14 protein-coding genes and 1 tRNA gene are annotated in these 19085 nt (G+C 63.7%); 5 read left to right on the plus strand and 10 right to left on the minus strand.

Annotated elements, in window-relative coordinates; translation table 11 throughout:
• Positions 1-414: 414 nt before the first annotated feature.
• Positions 415-2601 (minus strand): penicillin acylase family protein, encoded by a 2187-nt coding sequence (locus tag AC1DE1_RS19675; RefSeq protein WP_477179272.1) that lies wholly within the window; start codon positions 2599-2601, stop codon positions 415-417.
• Between the two features lie 163 nt (positions 2602-2764).
• Positions 2765-4732, minus strand: a complete 1968-nt coding sequence (locus tag AC1DE1_RS19680) for a M1 family metallopeptidase (RefSeq protein WP_477179273.1) — start codon at positions 4730-4732, stop codon at positions 2765-2767.
• A 157-nt stretch (positions 4733-4889) separates the two neighbouring features.
• Between AC1DE1_RS19680 and queF the strand changes: the two genes are divergently transcribed.
• Together queF and AC1DE1_RS19690 are read left to right on the plus strand one after the other, a co-directional pair.
• Complete coding sequence (gene queF, locus AC1DE1_RS19685; RefSeq protein WP_477175164.1) at positions 4890-5714, plus strand: NADPH-dependent 7-cyano-7-deazaguanine reductase QueF; 825 nt, start codon at positions 4890-4892, stop codon at positions 5712-5714.
• Positions 5715-5847: 133 nt separating this feature from the next.
• Positions 5848-6444 carry a hypothetical protein gene (locus AC1DE1_RS19690; RefSeq protein WP_477175165.1) on the plus strand — a complete coding sequence of 199 codons (597 nt, stop codon included), beginning with the start codon at positions 5848-5850 and terminating at the stop codon, positions 6442-6444.
• A gap of 62 nt (positions 6445-6506) precedes the next feature.
• Here AC1DE1_RS19690 and AC1DE1_RS19695 read toward each other — a convergent pair whose 3' ends face one another.
• Positions 6507-7058 (minus strand): HdeD family acid-resistance protein, encoded by a 552-nt coding sequence (locus AC1DE1_RS19695; protein WP_441604933.1) that lies wholly within the window; start codon positions 7056-7058, stop codon positions 6507-6509.
• A 281-nt stretch (positions 7059-7339) separates the two neighbouring features.
• Here AC1DE1_RS19695 and AC1DE1_RS19700 point away from each other — a divergent pair, with 281 nt between their 5' ends.
• A complete protein-coding gene (locus AC1DE1_RS19700; RefSeq protein WP_441604934.1) occupies positions 7340-7558 on the plus strand; it encodes a CsbD family protein in 219 nt (72 codons plus the stop codon).
• A gap of 16 nt (positions 7559-7574) precedes the next feature.
• Here AC1DE1_RS19700 and AC1DE1_RS19705 read toward each other — a convergent pair whose 3' ends face one another.
• From AC1DE1_RS19705 to AC1DE1_RS19715, 3 genes are all read right to left on the minus strand, one after another.
• A complete protein-coding gene (locus AC1DE1_RS19705) occupies positions 7575-8441 on the minus strand; it encodes an MBL fold metallo-hydrolase (protein WP_477175166.1) in 867 nt (288 codons plus the stop codon).
• 119 nt (positions 8442-8560) lie between these two features.
• A tRNA-Arg gene (locus AC1DE1_RS19710) sits at positions 8561-8637 on the minus strand.
• A gap of 950 nt (positions 8638-9587) precedes the next feature.
• Positions 9588-11486 carry a M61 family metallopeptidase gene (locus AC1DE1_RS19715; RefSeq protein WP_477175167.1) on the minus strand — a complete coding sequence of 633 codons (1899 nt, stop codon included), beginning with the start codon at positions 11484-11486 and terminating at the stop codon, positions 9588-9590.
• A gap of 259 nt (positions 11487-11745) precedes the next feature.
• Here AC1DE1_RS19715 and AC1DE1_RS19720 point away from each other — a divergent pair, with 259 nt between their 5' ends.
• A complete protein-coding gene (locus tag AC1DE1_RS19720) occupies positions 11746-12330 on the plus strand; it encodes an outer membrane protein (protein ID WP_441605601.1) in 585 nt (194 codons plus the stop codon).
• 169 nt (positions 12331-12499) lie between these two features.
• Here the strand turns inward: AC1DE1_RS19720 and AC1DE1_RS19725 are convergent, their stop codons facing one another.
• The 4 genes from AC1DE1_RS19725 to AC1DE1_RS19740 form a co-directional block, all read right to left on the minus strand.
• Positions 12500-13936, minus strand: a complete 1437-nt coding sequence (locus AC1DE1_RS19725) for an amino acid permease (protein WP_477175168.1) — start codon at positions 13934-13936, stop codon at positions 12500-12502.
• 85 nt (positions 13937-14021) lie between these two features.
• Complete coding sequence (locus AC1DE1_RS19730) at positions 14022-15290, minus strand: sterol desaturase family protein (protein WP_477179274.1); 1269 nt, start codon at positions 15288-15290, stop codon at positions 14022-14024.
• On the minus strand, positions 15287-16006 hold the full coding sequence (locus AC1DE1_RS19735) for a lysoplasmalogenase (RefSeq protein WP_477175170.1): 720 nt from the start codon (positions 16004-16006) through the stop codon (positions 15287-15289). Before AC1DE1_RS19735 ends, AC1DE1_RS19730 begins: the two co-directional genes overlap by 4 nt.
• A gap of 446 nt (positions 16007-16452) precedes the next feature.
• Complete coding sequence (locus AC1DE1_RS19740; protein ID WP_477175171.1) at positions 16453-17502, minus strand: glycerophosphodiester phosphodiesterase; 1050 nt, start codon at positions 17500-17502, stop codon at positions 16453-16455.
• 275 nt (positions 17503-17777) lie between these two features.
• Here AC1DE1_RS19740 and AC1DE1_RS19745 point away from each other — a divergent pair, with 275 nt between their 5' ends.
• Positions 17778-19082 carry an alpha/beta hydrolase family protein gene (locus AC1DE1_RS19745; protein WP_477179275.1) on the plus strand — a complete coding sequence of 435 codons (1305 nt, stop codon included), beginning with the start codon at positions 17778-17780 and terminating at the stop codon, positions 19080-19082.
• The last annotated feature ends 3 nt before the right edge of the window (positions 19083-19085 follow it).

Here is a 19085-nt window from a genome sequence, read left to right on the forward strand (position 1 = left end):
CCATACATGCCTGGGTCGAAGTGATCCCGTGACGTCCTGTCGGAATCCCACCGTGGCGGCGCCTCGATGCGTCGAGCCTTCGACGTTGATGTCTCCTTCGATCGCGGGAATCGTCCGTGACCCTCCGCGAAGACAAATCCACCCCGCGCCGCGCGTGCCGCAGCGAATCAACCCAATCCAATTCTCAGATCACACGCAAACGCGTCTCGCACTTGCGGCCTCAACGACCGCCGGCAACGCGTCTCTCCCCCGCGCAGCGGCGTCGCATGAATCGGCAGCAAGGCCGGGGATTCATGAGGTCGAAAGAAGAGTCGCAAAAAATGCGCTTTGGCGACACCGACGCGCATCGCACGCGCGCGCGGGCTCACGCAAGCGATGCGTGTAAGCGCTCGCTTGTGTGCCTATCGAGCGTGATTACGAGCCCGGATGGTACGTGCGCTCGATGTGCCCCTGCAGGTCTTCCGGCCAGAAATACACGGCACGCAAGTTGCCTGTGGTGTAGCGCTCGGCCTCATCATTGAAGTGCGGTGATGTCGGATGCCCGCTTTCGCCACCCGCCGTGATGGCGCGTGCGCGCACCTTGTCGCCGAATTCCACCGCTGCGACGAAGCTGTTGCCGCTGGTGCCGTAGTAGCGGCGCGTACCCGGCCAGCGATGCGCACCAAACGAAGCGAGCGAGCCCCAGCGCGATGAGGTGAAGGGCACCGGGATGCTGGGTTTGCTGTCGTCGAACGGCTGCTGGATGTCGCCGTTGATGCGCTGGTAGCGATTGACCTCGCCCCACGGCACGCCCCAGCTGCCGAAGTCCTTCTGCAGGCGATCGGACGCCTCCGCCAGCGCTTCGAGGCGCGCCTTGGGCCCGGCGCGCTCAGCCATGATGTCGTAGACGGAGAGCCCTTCGGATACGTCCGACTTGTCGACCTTGTCCCACAAGGTATCGCCCCAGAACACCGCCAGCGAGGTGGGCATGGAGGCGATGCCCCAGCGATAGTCCCAGCCGCGCAGCAAGGCGATGGGGCCGGCGAGTTTCTTTTTCAGTGGATCGTTCGCCGGCAGCGCGTCGTAGTCCTTCAGCAGGATCGGCACCTGCCGCGCGAACGCCGGCAGATACGAATCGAATGCGGCGGTGATCAGCGACGGCAGCGTGAAGTCGCGCTTGTCGCTCAGCACCATGGTGGCGTGGATACCGCGCGGATTCTCGCCGACGCTATCCATGTAGCGCGGATAGTTTTCCCGCTTGGGGCTATCCGGGCCCGCCGCGGAATACGGCCAGTCATTGGTGTTCATGATCCAGCCGTTGGCCGGATTGAGCAGATGCGGTGCGGCGTCCAGCGGCAGCAGCCCTTGCCAGTCCGTGGCGGGATCGCTGCCGTCCACCGGCTTGGTGTAATCGAAACGGTTGTCGCGCTTGGGGATGAATTGCGGATGCAGGTATGCGATCTCACCCTTGTCGTCGGCGAAAATCGTGTTGTTCGATGAGTTCGCCTTGAGCTCGGCGATTTTCATGAAGCTCGTAAAGTCAGTTGCCTTGGTGCGCAGCCAGCTCTGCTCCAGCGCTTCCATCGGTTTGTTCATCAGCGCGGTGGCGATCCACTTGTCGCCCTCTGTGCGCACGACCGGACCGTGGTGTGTGGCGTACGTGGTGAACGTACGCTGCGCCATCGATCCATCGGGCTTGCGGTAGCGCACGGTGATCGGCTTGGCGGTGACCGGCCGTACTTCCTTGCCGTAGCGATAACCGATCTTGTCGCCGTCACGCACGATGGTCTCGGCAAACTCATCCACCACGTCGGCGGTGGTCGAGGTATGCATGAAACCGATGTGCTTGTTGAAACCCTGGTAGATGAAGAACTGGCCCCAGGTCACCGCGCCATACACGTCCAGTCCCGCATCGCTGCTCATCTGCAGCTCGGATCGGAAAAAGAACGAGGTGTGCGGATTGATCAGCAACAAGGCGTGGCCATCGGCCGTGAGTTTCGGCGCGATGGCGATGCCGTTGGAGCCGGTGGGCTCGGCCCAGCTCGACGGCGGATCGACGAAGGCCACGGCGTCGGTGGACTTTCCGTAGAACGCCTGCAGATCCTTCAACGAGACACGTTCGATATCGCCGCCGATGCTGCCTTCGCTGAAGCTCAGCGCCATCCACGGTTCGAAATGCGTGATGACGCGCGGATGCACGTCCGGATGCGTGGCCAGATAGTAGTTGAGGCCGTCGGCCCAGGCATTCATCAGCTCGCGCAACCACGCAGGACTTTTCGCGTACTGCTGCTTCAGCTCGGCCGGGTCGATCCACAGCTTTTGACGCAGATCGGACCAGATCGCCTGCTCGCCTTCGGCCTGCGCGAGCCAGCCCAGCGAGTTGAGGTAGTTCGTCTCGACGCGGTTGAAGTCGTCTTCGGCTTGCGTATAGGCCATGCCGAACACGGCGTCCGCATCCGTCTTGCCGTGTACGTGGGCGATGCCCCAGTCGTCGCGGGTGATGGTGACGGCGGCGGCTTCGTTCTTCCAGCGGGAGGCGTCGCCGGATGCTGCGTGAGCAGTGCCGAGGCAACCGAGCGAGAGCAGTATGGCGGCCGAAAGCGAGTGTTTGGCGATGGTCATGGTTCTCGGTGCCTTGGTGTCGTCGCGCTCAAGGGGATTTCCTTGCCCTCCTACAGCGTCATCCCGGCGCAGGCCGGGATCCCGTAGCGAGGCACTGATGGAGTCTCACGCTACTGGATTCCGGCCTGCGCCGGAATCACGGGTAGTAGAGGCTTTGCCGATATCACGGCATGGCGTAACTGTTATTCCCCCGATCCGCATCCGGCAGCTTGTGCTCCGGATCCAGCGTGAGCTTCGCGATCTTCTTGCTCGTATGCAACGCCAGCTTCGGCGTCGCACTCTGCCTCCATGCTTCCACCGGCACAGGCACGTCCTCGTGGCTGCCGTCGGCGTAGTCGATGCGCAGCGTCGACGGCATCACCAGCTTCTGCTTGCTGGCCAGGGTCACCTGCACGCCCTTGGCCGGGTCGTTGTCGACATAGCTCGCCGCGCTGATGCCCATGTCCAGCTGCCAGTTGTTGAGGTACCAGCCGCGCCACCACCACGACAAGTCCTCGCCCGCTTCGCTGCTCATGAAGCGGAAGAAATCCGACGGCGTGGGATGGTGATACGCCCAGGTGGCGATGTATTTGCGGAAGGCCGGATCAAACCGGTCCGGCCCCAGGATCTGCTCGCGCAGCAGCACCAGGCCGAGTGCGCCCTTGAAGTAGCTCACCGGATGGCGGTACTTCTCGGCGACGGAATCGGCCGGCGCCATCAGCGTGGGCGCGTTGGGATCAGCCAGCAGCGGGAGGATCTCATCGACCGGATTGCCGCCTTTGGGCGCGTACTCGCTGTCTCGCTTGGGCGCGAACTCACCCTTGTTGAACGCGTCCGAGGCATACACGTCGATGAAGGTATTGAAGCCTTCGTCCATGAACGCGTTGCGGCGTTCGTTGGAGCCCACCACCATCGGGAACCACGTGTGTCCGATTTCGTGCGCGGTGATCCAGAACAGCATCGGGCCCTTGTCCTCGAAGCCGTCGAACACGATACCGGGGTATTCCATGCCGGCACCATGACCACCGAGGTTGACCGCCACCGGCCACGGATACGGATACCACTTCGAGGAGAAGTGCTCGATCGCGCCCTTCACGTATTCGCTGGAGCGATCCCATTTGTCCTTGCCCACGCCTTCCACCGGATACACCGACATGGCCAGCGCGTGCTTGCCGTCGGGCAAGTTGATGCGTGCGGCATCCCACACAAAGGCAGGCGATGCGGCGAAGGCGATGTCGCGGGTGTGCTCCATGTGGAAGCGCCAGGTCTGGGTGCCGCTTTGCTTCGGACGGCTGGCGGGGTCGTTCACTTCCTGCGGCGAGCGGATCATCACCGTGCTATCGCTCTGCGCTGCCTGCGCAAGGCGTTGCTGTTGCGCGGCGGTGAGCACCTCGCTGGGATTGGTGAGCGCACCGGAGCCGGCCACGATGTAATTCCACGGCACGGTGACGGCGTAATCGATATCGCCGTATTCCAGATAGAACTCCGAACCGAGGTAGGGCTGGGTGTCCCATCCGCGCAGATCGTCGTAGACGGCCATGCGCGGGAACCACTGGGCGATCTCGTAGATATCGCCGTTCTTGGTCGGCGTGACCGCCGTGCGACCGCCCCAGGTGCCCGGCACCGTGTAGTGGTAGCGGATGCGCAGCTTGGCCTGCTTTCCGTGGCCGGCCAGCGCCTGGGCCAGGTCCACGCGCAAGCGCGTGTCGTCGACCAGGAAGTGCACCGGCTTGCCGTCCACCTCAACGGCCTCGATCTGGTAGCCGTCGGTGAAGTCGTTGCGCGGGCGCGGCGAGGTGAGCGTGCCGCGCGAGTCGCGTCGATAGATGTTCTGGTCCAGCTGCACCCACAGCACGTCCAGCGCATCGGGGCTGTGGTTGGTGTAGGTGATGGTTTCATCGCCGCGCAGCGTGTGCGAGGCCGGGTCGATGTTTGCCTGGATCGCGTAATCCACGCGGTTCTGCCAGAACTGGGGCCCCGGCTTGCCCGCACCATCGCGGAACGCATTGGCCGCATCGGGCAGCGTGAGCGGCGCAAACAAGGCCTGGGGATCGAACGCGGCGTCCGTGCCGTCGGCAAAGGCCGGCGCGCACAGGGCGCCAGCTGCAATCAGGCCCGCCGCAACGGCGCAGCCCAGGACGAGTTTCTTCATCAGGCGTTTTCCTCAAGGCTCACCGGTCTGAACCCGACAATATAGGCAGCGCGACGCCGGATGAACCGGGTCAGTGGTCATGGGCGCCGGCGCATCTTCATGCGAACGGGCCGGCCGCGAGGCCGGGAGCGGCGGCGCGAGGCGGTACAATGGCCTCATGAGCACCCCCGAACATTCCCCGCTCGGCAAGACCACCGTCTACGCCGACCGCTACGACCCTTCCCTGTTGTTCCCCATCCCGCGCCAGGGCAAGCGCGACGAGATCGGCGTGTCCGAGCCGCTGCCGTTTCACGGCGAGGATGTCTGGAACGCCTATGAGCTGTCCTGGCTGGACGATCGCGGCAAGCCGGTAGTGGCACTGGCGGAATTCCGCGTGCCGGCCAGCTCGCCCAACATCATCGAGTCCAAGTCGTTCAAGCTTTACCTCAACGGTTTTTCGCAGGAACGCATGGCCGACAGCCACAGCCTGGCGACCATCCTGGTGCGCGATCTCTCGGCCGCTGCCGGCGCCCCGGTGGAGGTGACGCTGAGCCACGCGCAGGCGCGCGGACACGCCGTCACGGACCTCGCGGGCACCCTGGTGGACGAGCTAGCGATCGAGATTGACGACTACGGCCCGCCGCGTGCGGACTATCTGATGACCAACGACCATGCACCCGTGATCGAGGAAGTGCTGGTCTCCAACCTGCTGCGCTCCAATTGCCCGGTGACCGGCCAGCCGGATTGGGGCAGCGTGCAGATCCACTACCACGGCGCGCCGATCGATCACGCCGGCCTGCTGCGCTATCTGGTTTCCTTCCGCAACCACAACGAATTCCACGAGCAATGTGTCGAGCGGATTTTCGTGGATGTGATGGAGCGCTGCCGCCCGCAGCGTCTCAGCGTCTATGCGCGCTATACGCGACGCGGCGGCCTGGACATCAACCCCTATCGCAGCACCGGCAGCGAGCGCCCCGGCAACCCGCGCGGTGCGCGCCAGTAGTCGCCGCCGTGAAGGTGGCGTGGATGCAGAAACCGCGGTAATCGCAGCTTCAGACCGCGGAAGCTAGCCTCGCAATGGCCATGCGCCCGGCCTCACCCGCCGGGTATGTCCGCCACCAGCCACGGGGTCAGTCATGAATATCCAGCCACGCAAAACGGCCTTGTACTGCGCGACCCTTGCCGGACTGCTCGTGCTGGGCGCCTGCGGCAAGAACCAGGAAGCGTCCAACACCACGCCCACCGCACCCGCGACCAGTGCCCCCGCGCCCGCCGCCCCGGCACCGCCGGCCAGTACGCCGATGTCGCCGCCCTCGAGCGCGCCATCCCCAACCAGCACCGCGCCCGCACCGGCGGAGACGACCGGCAAGTCGGCCGGCATACAGAGCGGCGGCGAGATCAAGGTGGCCGCCGTCACCCTCGGCAGCCAGGTCGACGCAGCGCATGCCATCAGCAAGGAACAGCGACGTTTCGCGCCGGAAGACCAGGCCATCTATGCCAGCGTGGCCACCATCGGCACCACCGACAACGCCACCTTGAACGCCAAGTGGAGCTACGTCGGCGGCAAGGACGAGGCATTCAGCAGCACCAGCGAATCCATCGCCACCGACGGCCCGGCGATCACGACGTTCAAGGTGCAGAACCCCAATGCCTGGCCCAAGGGCAAGTACAAGGTCGTGATCTCGCTCAACGGCAGGCCGGTGGCCACGGAAGATTTCGAAGTACGCAGCTAGGCCGGTCGTAACGCAAGAAAAAGGCGCCTTTACGGCGCCTTTTTTGTGGCTGCGCGAGATGGCTACAAGGCACGCTTCCACTTGTGCACGCGCACGCCCGCGATCACCTGCAGCACGCCGTACACCAGTGCGGCCACGCCTATCCAGATCGCCACGGTGAGCAGGCCGGCCACCGGATAAGCGGCGAACAGCCCGCCCAGCAGAATGGCCAGCACGCCGCTCAAGGCAATCATCCACTCGCCGGTAATCTCCTTGCGCACGCGGATGGCGAACACGATGCGGTAGATGCCCGCCACGATCAGCCACGCCGCCAGGAACAACAGCAACACATTGACCACGGCCAGCGGATGCCAGATCGCCAGCAACCCGAACACGATGGAGGCGACCGCGTACACGATCAGCCAGCCGCGCGACATGGCCAGATGGCGATTGAACAGGGCGAACACGCTGATGATGCCCTCCGCCAGGGCCATCACGCCAAACGCCCAGGTCAGCGCAATCACGGTGCCGCCCGGCCATACCAGCGCGCTGATGCCAAACAGGATGGAGATGACGCCGTAGAACACCAGCAGCCAGCCCGTGCGGCTGACGCCCCGATGCAGGATGGAACTCATAGTCGCGACCCTCCTTGAGGTTGAAAGGCGGGCACCAGCAGCCCGCAGACGCTCACGGCCCAGGCAGGAACATGCCGCCCTCCCCCTCGTCGCGCGAGCGCCCGAGACAGCATCGACGCATCCCGCGTGTCGACGCAATGCGAACGCCGTCTCAACCGGTTGCGGAGGGGGTGAAATCCGGCCAAAACCACTACATCGATGGCACGTGGACTTAACTCGCGGCTTGCTTGAATTGCAGCGTGGTGCGTACGGCACGATGGGCCATCCATCGAGGATTTGTCATGAAACAGCGCAATATCCAGGGCCAGTGGAAACAGATAGGCGGCCAGATCAAGCAGCACTGGGGCAAACTCACGAGCGACGATTTGCGAATCGCCGAAGGCAATGCCGAATATCTATCGGGCAAACTGCAGCAGCGCTACGGCATCGCGCGCGACGAAGCCGATCAGCAGGTGAAGGCCTTCGAGAAACAGCTATGTCACTCGCAGGGCTCGCGCTGAGTAACTGCTGCCGCGCTCACAAGGTGTCCAGCGGAATTTTCAGATAGCTGATGCCGTTGTCTTCCGAGGGCGGCAAGCGACCCGCGCGCATGTTCACCTGCACCGCTGGCAGCAGCAGCCGCGGCATCGAGAGCGTCGCATCGCGTGTGCTGCGCATGCGCACGAAGTCGTCTTCATCGCTGCCTGCGCGCACGTGGATGTTCGCGCGGCGCTCTTCGCCCACCGTGGTTTCATGCGCGAAGACATCGCGACCCGGCGCCTTGTAGTCGTGGCACAGGAATACGCGGGTTGCGTCCGGCAGGGTAAAGAGCTGCTGGATGGAACGGTACAGCGTGCGCGCGTCGCCACCGGGAAAATCGCAACGCGCCGTGCCGTAGTCCGGCATGAACAAGGTGTCGCCGACGAAGGCCGCATCGCCGATCACATGCGTCATGCACGCGGGCGTGTGGCCTGGCGTGTGCATCGCTACTGCCTCGATGCTGCCGACGCGGTAACGCTCGCCGTCCTTGAACAGATGATCGAACTGGCTGCCGTCACGCTGGAATGCGTCGCCGGCGTTGAAGATCTTGCCGAATGTTTCCTGCACCTCGCGGATGTGCTCGCCAATGGCAAGCTTTCCGCCGAGCACGGATTGCACGTAAGGCGCGGCGGAAAGATGATCCGCATGCACATGGGTATCGATGACCCACTCCAGCGCCAGCCCCTGCGCCTTGACGAAGTCGATCATGGCGTTGGCCGAATCGCGCCGGGTGCGGCCGGAGACTGCGTCATAGTCCAGCACGCTGTCGATCACCGCCGCCTCGCGCGTCGCCGGATCGGCCACGACGTAGCTGAAGGTGTTGGTCGACTCGTCGAAGAAGGCCTTTACCTCAGGTCGCTGCACGGCTCGCTACTCGTGTCCATGGCGCCTCATTGGAACGCATGAGGCATCGCGATGCCAGCAGCCAATAGCGATAGCGACTTGGACGATGCTGCCCGCAGGGCAGACACAGGCTTAGGAGGTGGCGCGCCCGGAGGGATTCGAACCCCCGACCAATGGCTTCGGAAGCCACTACTCTATCCGGCTGAGCTACGGGCGCATGAGCGTCGGCGCGTGCGTGGAACCGGGGCTCCGGGGCACGGCGAGGGCGCAGTATAGCGGAGTTGGGGGCGGGAGCCCATGTGGGGGCGGGGTGGGTTTGTTGGTGTGGCGCGTGGTCGATTTGGCGCGAGCCGCCCCTTTGCTTGTCATTCCGGTGTAGGCCGGATTGCAGAGCTTCGGTGTTCAGTTGTCGCCTCGAGGCCAGGGTGCCGCCTACGACGCGAAGCTAGTCCCTGCGGGACGCGGCGGGCGTTTCGAACGGCTGCCGCCGACCGAGTCACTTTTCTCTTGCTGGCCCAAGAGATCCCTCGGGACTAGCTTCGCGTCGAAAGTAACCCAAAGAGAATGGCCTAAAACGCCCGCAGCATCGTGTTGGGATAAGCCCGAACGCTCGAGGCGCGTCTGATGGGACAACCTCCGAGGGTACACAGGGGGTACTTCCAAGCGCTGCGCAACGCGCCCGAATCGCTGAGGACTTAAAGCGGGGCCTCGCTGCGCTTCGGCCTTAACCCGTCGGCCATGGCGTGGCGGCCTGTCTGTGGGAGCGCACCCTGTGCGCGACGGCCACGCTGGGGTGTACCGCTCCGTAGGTTTGTCGCGCACAGGGTGCGCTCCCACAAAGAGCCGACCGGCAAGGTTGATCCGCCATCCCCATACCTGCGTCACCCTTGTAGGAGCGCACTTGTGCGCGACCGCAGCGTCGCGGTGCATCGCTCCGGCTGGTCGCGCACAAGTGCGCTCCTACAAAAAGAAGACGCCCGGCGATGCCGGGCGTGATTCGGTTCTTGATGTGGCTCTCGCTCCACGGGGTCCCGCGTGACGCGGCGGGCGGGTGAAGGAAAGCCCGCAGGGTGACCACGTGGATGCGGCCAGATTTTCGACAGGACACGGATGTCCTGTCGAAAAAACCCCGGAGCCCGCCGGGAGAGCGGCGACAAGCGGCGCGCCTCAGCGCGGCTTAAGCAATTCCGACAAACGATCCGCCTTGCCTTCGATCCGCTCCAGATGCGGATACTTCAATCCATCGTGGTAATCCACGCGCAGCGTCTTGTACTCGTCGAAATTCTTCACCAGCAATTCCACCGGCTGGTTCTTGTCCTTCGCGGCAGCCGTCACGGCGTCCTTGATGGCGTCGCTGGAATATTCCTTGCCGTTGACTGCGATCACCTTCATGCCCGGCGACAGGCCTGCCTTGAAGGCGGGGCCGTCCCACAGCACGTCGACGATGTCGCCGGCCTTGCCCATCGACACGCCCAGCGAATAAGTCAGGTTGGCGCCGCCAGCGCGCGTTTCCATCGCCTTGGCCACGTCGGAAGGCTTGTCGTTGTAGACCAGCTTCCAGCCGTTCGCCTCGAAGCCGCCGATGATCGGGCCGTGGCCGTCCAGACGCTCGCGCAGATAGCTCGTCCAGTCGTACGGGGCGATATCGTTGAGCGTCTTCACCACATCGTCGAAGGTGTAGGTGTTGACGTCCCAATCGCCGTTCTTGACGCCGAAGAACGCCTTGGCGAAATCGTCGATGGAACGCTTGTTGCTGGTGAGATCACGCAGCTTGCCGTCCACGTCGAGCCAGATCATCTGGCCGCCGGAATAGTAGTCCTCGCTCATCTGGTAATTGCGATACGGCAGCGGGCGGCGCATCGCGATGATCGGGTCGTTGGTGGTGTCCTGGATGTTGCGCCACTGCTGCAGGCCCGGGCGGCCGCGATCGTAGGTGGCGGCAACGTTGGCCAGCATGTCCAACGCCTGGTCCTGCTTCCACAGGCCCGAGCGCGCGGCCATCACATAGCCCCAGAACTGCGTCTGTCCTTCGTACACCCACAACAGGCTGTCCTGCATGGGCACGTTGAAGCTCGGCGTGCTCAGGTCGGCGCCGCGGCGGTACTTGCCGTCCCACGAGTGGTTGAACTCATGCGAGAGCAGGTCGCGCATGGTCATGTTCTTGTCCCACTCGGTGAAGTAACCGGTGCCCACGCCGTTTTCGCTGGAACGGTGATGTTCGAGGCCGATGCCCGACATCTTGTCGCTGAGCGAGAACAGGAAATCGTAGTGATCGTAGTGATGGGCGCCGTACAACTTGTACATCTGCTGCACCAGGTTCTGGTGCACCTTCAGCTGCTCGGGCTTGATCTCGAGGAATTTCGCATCGTCCGCCACGATGTTGAGGAACACGGGCGTCTTGGCACCCGGATCGAGATCCACTCGCTTGAAGTACTTGCCGGCGAAAATCGGCGAGTCGACCAGATCGTCATAGTCGATCGGCTTGAAGGTCACCGTGTCGCCGTTGCGCGAGGCCATTTCGAGTGCACTGCCGTACTGCCAGCCAGCCGGGAAGGTCACGCTGGTTTCGGCCTTGATCTGGTGGGCGAAATAACCGGCCGGATACAGCGATACCGAGTTCCACTGCAGGTTGAGCATCTCCGGCGTCATCACTACGCGGCCCTGGCGGAGGTCCTGCGCGGAAAGGAACTGGAACTCCACCTGTACTTCGTTCGCTCCCTGGGGCACGTCCACGTGGAAGGCGTAGACGTTGAGCGGATCGCGCTTCCAGGGAATGACCTTGCCATTCGCCTTCACGGTCAGGCCAGCGAGCTTGTCGATCGGGCCCGTCGGTGAGTGATTGCCCGGCAGCCACTGCGGATACAGCAACGTGAGCGGACCCGCCTGCGCCGGCACCGTTTCGTGCACGCGGAAAACGCGGTGGGCAAGATCGGTCGCGTCGACGTTGATCTTCAGCGTGCCATTGAACGGAATGTCCTGCGGCGCAGGCACATCGGCGAGTGCCGCAAAGCTGCCCAGGCCAACGGCCGAAGCGAGGATGGCGGAAGCGAGACGCGAAACTTTCAAGAGATTCCCCCTGGGATAAGCAGTCGTGCACATGATGCAGCTGCACGAAACATGAATCTCTGATGCTAATGCGCGTTGACATATCGCACCCCCTGCCATTGGTCATGGAAGTGTCTGAACATCGCCCTTCCGCAAAACCGTTCACGGGTTTTCAGCGCGTTAAAAACCCGTATTCTTTTTTCACCGCGATCCCCGCGCGGACCGTAGCGACATTTCCCCCTGTTGTCGCGACGGGTCACAAAAATAGATGGAGCATTCCATGAACAAGACTCTTCTTGCGGCCGCATTGGCCGTGGTCGCTGTTGCGCCTTTCGCTGCCAAGGCTGACGAATCCAACCAGCTCGACAATTTCTTTGTTGCCGGCAACCTGGGCCAGAGCAACTACCGTCTCGGCGGTGTCTCGGACAAGACCGACGTGTTCCAGAACGTGCGCTTCGGCTGGCGCTGGAACGGCATCGTCGGCGCTGAAATCGGCTATGCCTATCTGGGCAAGGTCAAGAACGACTTCGATTTCGCCAGCACCTCGGCCAAGCCGCGCGTCGGCCAGATCGGCGTGACCGGCAAGTACAACTTCTACAACAACTGGTTTGTCACCGGTCACGGCGGCTACCTGCGCTCGCGCACCACCGGCGCAGTCACCGTGGGTGACACCACCGCCAGCGAGCGCAGCTGGAACAACGGCTGGTACGCCGGCGCCGGCGTGGGTTACGACGTCACCAAGAACGTGGCGCTCGGCATCAATTACGACAACTACCACATCAAGTACGGTCGCGACGGCGCGCAAGAGCCGCAGACCAATGCCAATGTGGCGACGTACTCCGCTTCGGTGGAAGTGAAGTTCTAAGCGTCGGTTGACGGTGGAAACAAAAAACGGCCGCGAAAGCGGCCGTTTTTTTTGGCGCCACGGACTGGCCATCCCCTTGTAGGAGCGCACTTGTGCGCGACCGCGGACTGGCAGGCTGTCGCCAGGTTGGGTCGCGCACAAGTGCGCTCCTACACAGGCAAATCGATCGCTACTGCATCTTCTCCAACTTGCTATGGCGAATGCCATAACCCAGATACACCAGCAATCCAAGGCTCACCCAGATCAGGAACACCTTCCACGTCACCGCCGGCAGTTCCGCCAGCAGCCAGATGGAAAACGCGATGCCGATCAGCGGGATCAGCGGCACCCACGGCGTACGGAAGGAGCGATGCAGATCCGGCTTGCGCTTGCGCAGGATCATCACCGAGGTGCAGATCACGATGAAGGCTGACAGCACGCCGATGTTCACCAGCTTGGCCACTTCCTCGATCGGCAGCAGGCCAGCCACCAGCGCGGTGAATACACCGAGCACGATGGTGGGACGATGCGGCGTGCCGTAGCGCGGATGCACGTGGGCAAACCAGCCCGGCAGCAAGCCGTCACGCGACAGCGCAAACCAGATGCGCGTGGCGCCCAGCATGAAGGCGAACAGCACGCTGAGCAGGCCGAACACCGCCGAGATGGACACCGTCAGCGCCACCCAGTGCAGGCCCAAACCCTTGAAGGCATCGGACACCGGTGCATCGGTATTGAGCGTGCTGTAGTGCGCGATGCCGGTGAGCACCATCGACACCGCCAGGTACATCGCCATCGAGATGCCGAGCGACAACAGCACCGCACGCGGCAGGTCGCGCTGCGGATTCTTCGATTCCTCCGCCGCCGTGGTCAACGTGTCGTAGCCGAACACGGCGAAGAACACCACCGCTGCCGCCGCGCCGACACCCTGGTATCCGAAATGGCCAACGCCGTCCGCGCCGATCACGCGCGCAGGGATGAAGGGCACCCAGTTGGCCGGATTGATATAGAAAACGCCGACGCCGATCACCAGCGCGACCGCCGCGACCTTGATCGCCACCACCACCGTGTTGAAGCGTGCGCCCCACTCGGTGCGGAAAATCAGCAGCGCCGCCACCGCCAGCGTCACCAGCGCGGCGACCACGTTGAACACGTGCCCTTCGCCCGTGCCGATGGCGCCTTGCGCCCATAGAGGCATCGTGATGCCCATGCTGGTCAACGCCGATTGCACATAGCCGGACCAGCCGATCGCCACCACCGCGACGATCAAGGCGTACTCCAGCAACAGATCCCAACCGATCAGCCACGCGGCCAGTTCGCCGAGCACCGCATAACCATAGGTATAGGCGCTGCCGGTCACCGGAATCATGCCGGCGAATTCGGCGTAGCACAGTGCTGCCGCGGCGCTGGCAATGCCTGCGATCAGGAAGGAGATGGCCACCGCAGGTCCGGCGTTGATCGCCGCCTGCTTGCCCGCCAGCACGAACACGCCGACGCCGATAATGCCGCCGATACCGATGGCGGTGAGTTGCCACAGACCCAACACGCGACGGAAATCGCCACGCTTGCCGGCCTCCGCCTGCAACAGCTCCACAGGCTTGTGGCGCACCAACTTATCAAGGAAACCCATCAGCTCATCCCCGGGAAACGAGCCGCGATCATAGCGAATGCCCCCGCCCCTGCCATGCTGCAGCTGCGGGGGAGTGCCATAGGTCCTAGCCGGGGATGGGTTTTCCGGCGCCTGCGCGCCCTGCAGTCGAGAGCGCCAGCCAGGCCAGCACCAGCGCGCTGATGGCCGGAACGGCGACCAGGGCAGCCAGCGGCCCGGCCGCCAGCTGCGGTGCACCGAACCAGCCACCGGTAAGCAGCGGGACCGCCGCAGTCGCCAGCAGGCGGGCGAGCTCCAGGCCGACGCCCAAGCGACGACCCTCCGTGAGTGCTCCCAGCGCGGCGAGGCTCAGCACCAGGAAAACGGCATAGCCAATCAATGCAGCCGCCGGCAAATGCTTGGCCAGATCGAGAAACTGCACCGCCATACCCAGCAGCAACGCAAACTGCACCAGGCTGTAAATCATGTACCCGCGAGTGAGCGGCGGCAGAAAACGCTCGCGCTGGATATCGAAGGCCGGCTTGGGAAAGTGCTCGGCCACATCCGCAGGACGCCAGCCCGGCGGCTTGAGCCACACCAGCAGCTTGTCGCGCCAGCGGCGGGCATGCCAGGCGTCTTTGGCCGTCGCCCAATACACCTCGGCGTTGGCCCATAGCGGGTTCCAGCTGCGCAACGGCGAGCGCGTGCCGTAGATCGGCGGATCGGTGTCATCTTCTTCGATGAAGGTGCCGAACATGCGATCCCACACGATCAGGATGCCGCCGTAGTTGCGGTCCAGGTAACGATCGTTCACCGCGTGGTGCGCGCGATGGTTGGACGGCGAGCAGAACACGCGATCGAACCAGCCCAGCCGCCCGACCAGTTCGGTATGCACCCAGAACTGGTAGAGCAGATCGATCAGCGCCACCACCACGAACACTTCCAGCGGATAGCCGAGGATGGCCATCGGCAGATAGAACAACCAGCCCAGCAACACGCCGCTGCCGGTCTGGCGCAGCGCGGTGGAGAGGTTGTAATCCTCGCTCTGGTGATGCACCACGTGCGCCGCCCAGAGGATGTTCACCTCGTGGCCCGCGCGATGCAGCCAGTAGTAGCAAAAATCATAGAGCAGCAGCGCGGAGATCCACACCCATACGCTGTTCGCGGGCAACGCAAAAAGGGCGAAGCGCTGCACGCACCACGCATAGATGCCGAGCGTAAGCAGCTTGCTGAAGACGGCCACGATCTGCGAGATCACACCCAGCCCGAGACTGTTGATCGCATCGCTGCCGTGATAGACGCGGCGACCGCGCAGCTTCGCCACCAGCAGTTCCAGCGCAATCAGGGCGAAGAACACCGGTGTCGCCCAGGTGATGATGATTTCCTGCATGTTCATCGCCGCTCAACACCTCCGCGTACCGACCGCGCCAGACACCACATGGCCGTGTAATAGGTCACCAGCACCCACAACGTCGACAGCGGTATGACGAAGCGGAAGCGATCCCAGGCCAGCAGTGTATCGCTGAGCATGAAGATCAGCGCGCCCATCATCGACCAGTGGGCCGAGGTCGCCAGCTCATCGGTGGCGTGCTTGCGCTCACGCACCACCGCCTGGCCACCCATGCAGGCCAGCACCAGCACATAGACCACCACCGGCAAATGCAGCGGCACCGGCAACGAGGGCCATAGCGCCCACAGGTTGAACACGCCGTACGCGACACAGGCCAGCATGCCCCAGGGACGTTCGGCGAAACGGCTGTCTCCCAGCAGCGCCACGATGAAACAGGCGTGCGCCAGCAGAAACGACACCAGTCCCGCCACAAAGGCGTCCTGCGGGAGCATCAGGAATACATCGCCGACCAGCGAGCACGCCATGCCGGCCACGATCCAGCGCCGGTAGCGCGTCGACACGGCCGGCTTGGCCCGCCAGGCCGTAGCCAGGATCAACAGGGTGGCCAGCGGCTTGCAGACCCAGTGCAGCCACCGCCAGCCGTCGATCTCACCGGCGGTTGCGAATGTGGCCCCAGCGATCGCACCCAGCGCCAGCAGCAGCACGGCGAGACCCGTCCATAGCGACGAGGCCGACCTCATCGTGGCGTTTGAAACAGACATGCATGGATTCCCCGATCCATTGATGCCACCAATGGTAGAACCAATGGCCTCCGGGGCCCTGTCGCGGTGCAAAAAATTTGGCGGGATGGAGGGTTTGTGAGCCTTGCCCTCTGCCGTGCCTGCTCGCCTGTGGGAGCGCACCCTGTGCGCGACAACCCTACGGAGCGGTACACCCAGGCGTGACTGTCGCGCACAGGGTGCGCTCCCACAAACAGCCCTCGGCGCACCCAAAGCAAGCGAACCCTTTATAGGAGCGCACGCTGCAATCCGTGACCCACCAGCGTACCTACCCCTTGTAGGAGCGCACTTGTGCGCGACACGCCGCGCTGGGGTGTACCGCTCCGTTGGCTGGTCGCGCACAAGTGCGCTCCTACAACGGAGCCTGTCCGCACCGGCAGGGCCGTAGGCCCGGAAGGCGCATTATCCGGGGGTCAAAGAGCGCCCGATCACCTCCCATCCAACGCCTTCCGCCCAATCGCCGGATCATCGGTAAAAAACGCATCCACTCCCGCATCCAGATACGCCCGAATCTCGGCAATCGAACCCGCTTCGTTGAACGTCTTCGGGTCACTCCCCTTCCAGAAATTCTTCGCCTGGAAGAAATTCTCCGGCCGGAACGTATAGGGATGCAGCTCCAGTTTCACCGCATGCGCGTCATGCGCCAGCGCCGTCGGACGGCCCAGGCTGCCATCCGCAGCCAGCGGAATGATGGAGCGAACAGACGGCCCAATAGCATCGGCATAAGCGGCGATCTCGCGCAGCCCCGCCGGCGTCATCATCTGCGCATAGCTCAGCTGCTTGCCTGCGGCCACCACGTCATAGGGTTGCTCGTTCGCATCGCCGAGCAACTGCAGCAGGCGGATATTGGGATGATCCTTGCCCAGCTTTCCGCGCAGATAACGCAGGTTGGCGATCTCGAACGACTGGATCTCCACCGGCGCCGTGCGCGTGTACGCGTGAGCGGCCAGGATCGCCAGCACGCGATCCTCCATCGGCATGCCAAGCTTCTGGAAATACGTGCCGTGCTTGATCTCCGGGATGATGCCGATCGGACGACCTTGCGTGGCCGACTCGGCAGCCACGAAGTCGATGATTTCGTCCAGCGTGGGGATCTGGAACTGGCCGTCGTACGCGGTGCTGCGAAACTCCGGCAAACGTTCGCGGGCACGCAGGGTCTTCAACTCGGCCAGCGTGAAATCTTCGGTGAACCAGCCGGTGACTTTTTCGCCATCGACGGTCTTGGTGGTTTTGCGCGCGGCAAATTCCGCATGCTTCGCCACGTCGGTGGTGCCGCTGATCTCGTTTTCATGGCGCGCCACCGGCACGCCGTCGCGCGTCATCACCAGATCCGGCTCGATGAAATCCGCCCCATCGGCGATCGCCTTGCCGTACGAGGCCAGCGTATGTTCCGGCCGCAGCGCGCTCGCGCCGCGATGGCCGATCACCAGCACCTTCTTTGCAATCGGTGCTTCATGAGCTTGGATAGCGGCAGTCATCACCAATGTCCCCACGACAAAAACGACCCAACCTAGACGACGCACGGCAACTCCTTGCGATGGATTGAATGCGCCAGAGCGGCGCAATGATCCGCGCATGATCATCCTATCTGATGGCAGTTGATTGACACGACGAGGGGCCGGCCCGTCGCGAATGCCGCACACTGCATCCGCGTATCCAGCCATGACTCTTGGCACCGCCATGACTTGCGGCCAGTGGGTGCGTGCGGCCCCGGTGCTAGCCTGCCCATCACTCATCGACGATGGAAACGTCCATGCTAGCCACGCTACTCGCCACCTTGCTTGCCGCTGCCACACCAACCGCCAATTGCCATGTCGGCGCTTATCGTCTGAGCGATGGCAGCACGCTGGACATTGCGCCAACGGATGACGCTGGGCTGCGCTGGCGACGCCTCGATGGCAGCACCGGCAAGCTCACCCGCGGCGCGAACGAGGTATGGACCAGCCATTTTGGCTGGACTGACCGGCCCGATGGCAAGGACGTGCGTTTCAGCGATTGCGCCGAGGGCAAGCTGACCTTCGATGGCAAGGAGGGCGAGCGCATCGCCTTGCAGATGCAGGACATCACCTTTGCCGGCGACGGCGGCACGCGGCTGGTCGGCCGGCTGATCCTTCCGCCAGGCAAGGCCAAGGTTCCGGTGGTCGTGCTGGTGCACGGCTCGGAGCATGATTCGGCGCTCTCCTTCGACTTCATGCAGCGCGAACTTCCGGCCGAAGGCGTGGGCGCCTTCGTCTACGACAAGCGCGGCACCGGCGCCTCCGGTGGCATCTACACGCAGGATTTCAACGTGCTCGCCAACGACGCGGTGGCCGCGGTCGCCGAGGCCCGTCGCCTGGCCGGCGCGCGCGCAGGCCGCGTGGGCTATCGAGGCGGCAGCCAGGGCGGCTGGGTGGCACCGCTCGCCGCCTCGCGCACCAAGGTGGATTTCGTGATCGTGGGCTATGGCCTTGCCATCTCGCCGCTGGAAGAAGATCGCGAAGCCGTCGCGTTCGACCTCAAGCTCAAGGGCTACGACCAGTCGGTGATCGACAAGGCGTGGGAGCTCTCCGATGCCATCGGACTGATCCTCTCCAGCCATCTCGCCGAAGGCTACGACCAGCTCGACGCAGCCAAGGCCAAGTACGGCAAGGAGCCCTGGTACAAGGATGTGCGCGGCRATTTTAGCTATCTCGTGCTGCCCATGAGCAGCGCCGATATCCGCGAAAAGGGCAAGGCGTATATGTGGAACACGCCGTGGCATTACGACTCCATGGCCGTGCTTGAGAAACTCCACACGCCGCAGCTGTGGGAATTGGCGCAGGACGATATCGATGCACCCAGCGGCGAGACCCTGCGCCGGCTGGCCTCGCTGCAAGCCAAGGGTCTGCCGATCACCACCGCGCTGTTTCCGCATGCCGAGCACGGCATGACCGAGTACGAGTTGAAGCCCGATGGCGAGCGCGTAAGCACGCGTTATTCGGCCGGCTATATGCAGCTGACCATCGACTACGCGAAGGGCACCCTGCACCCCCCGTACGGGACCAGCACGATGGTGATGCCACAAACGCCCGGCAAGTAACCC

The sequence above is a fragment of the Dyella sp. 05T440 genome (genome assembly GCF_056395965.1).

Coding starts and splice junctions, on each gene's coding strand:
- AC1DE1_RS19675 (WP_477179272.1), bottom strand. CDS start 2,601: ATGACCATCGCCAAACACTCGCTTTCGGCCGCCATACTGCTCTCGCTC.
- AC1DE1_RS19680 (WP_477179273.1), bottom strand. CDS start 4,732: ATGAAGAAACTCGTCCTGGGCTGCGCCGTTGCGGCGGGCCTGATTGCA.
- queF (WP_477175164.1), top strand. CDS start 4,890: ATGAGCACCCCCGAACATTCCCCGCTCGGCAAGACCACCGTCTACGCC.
- AC1DE1_RS19690 (WP_477175165.1), top strand. CDS start 5,848: ATGAATATCCAGCCACGCAAAACGGCCTTGTACTGCGCGACCCTTGCC.
- AC1DE1_RS19695 (WP_441604933.1), bottom strand. CDS start 7,058: ATGAGTTCCATCCTGCATCGGGGCGTCAGCCGCACGGGCTGGCTGCTG.
- AC1DE1_RS19700 (WP_441604934.1), top strand. CDS start 7,340: ATGAAACAGCGCAATATCCAGGGCCAGTGGAAACAGATAGGCGGCCAG.
- AC1DE1_RS19720 (WP_441605601.1), top strand. CDS start 11,746: ATGAACAAGACTCTTCTTGCGGCCGCATTGGCCGTGGTCGCTGTTGCG.
- AC1DE1_RS19725 (WP_477175168.1), bottom strand. CDS start 13,936: ATGGGTTTCCTTGATAAGTTGGTGCGCCACAAGCCTGTGGAGCTGTTG.
- AC1DE1_RS19730 (WP_477179274.1), bottom strand. CDS start 15,290: ATGAACATGCAGGAAATCATCATCACCTGGGCGACACCGGTGTTCTTC.
- AC1DE1_RS19735 (WP_477175170.1), bottom strand. CDS start 16,006: ATGTCTGTTTCAAACGCCACGATGAGGTCGGCCTCGTCGCTATGGACG.
- AC1DE1_RS19740 (WP_477175171.1), bottom strand. CDS start 17,502: ATGACTGCCGCTATCCAAGCTCATGAAGCACCGATTGCAAAGAAGGTG.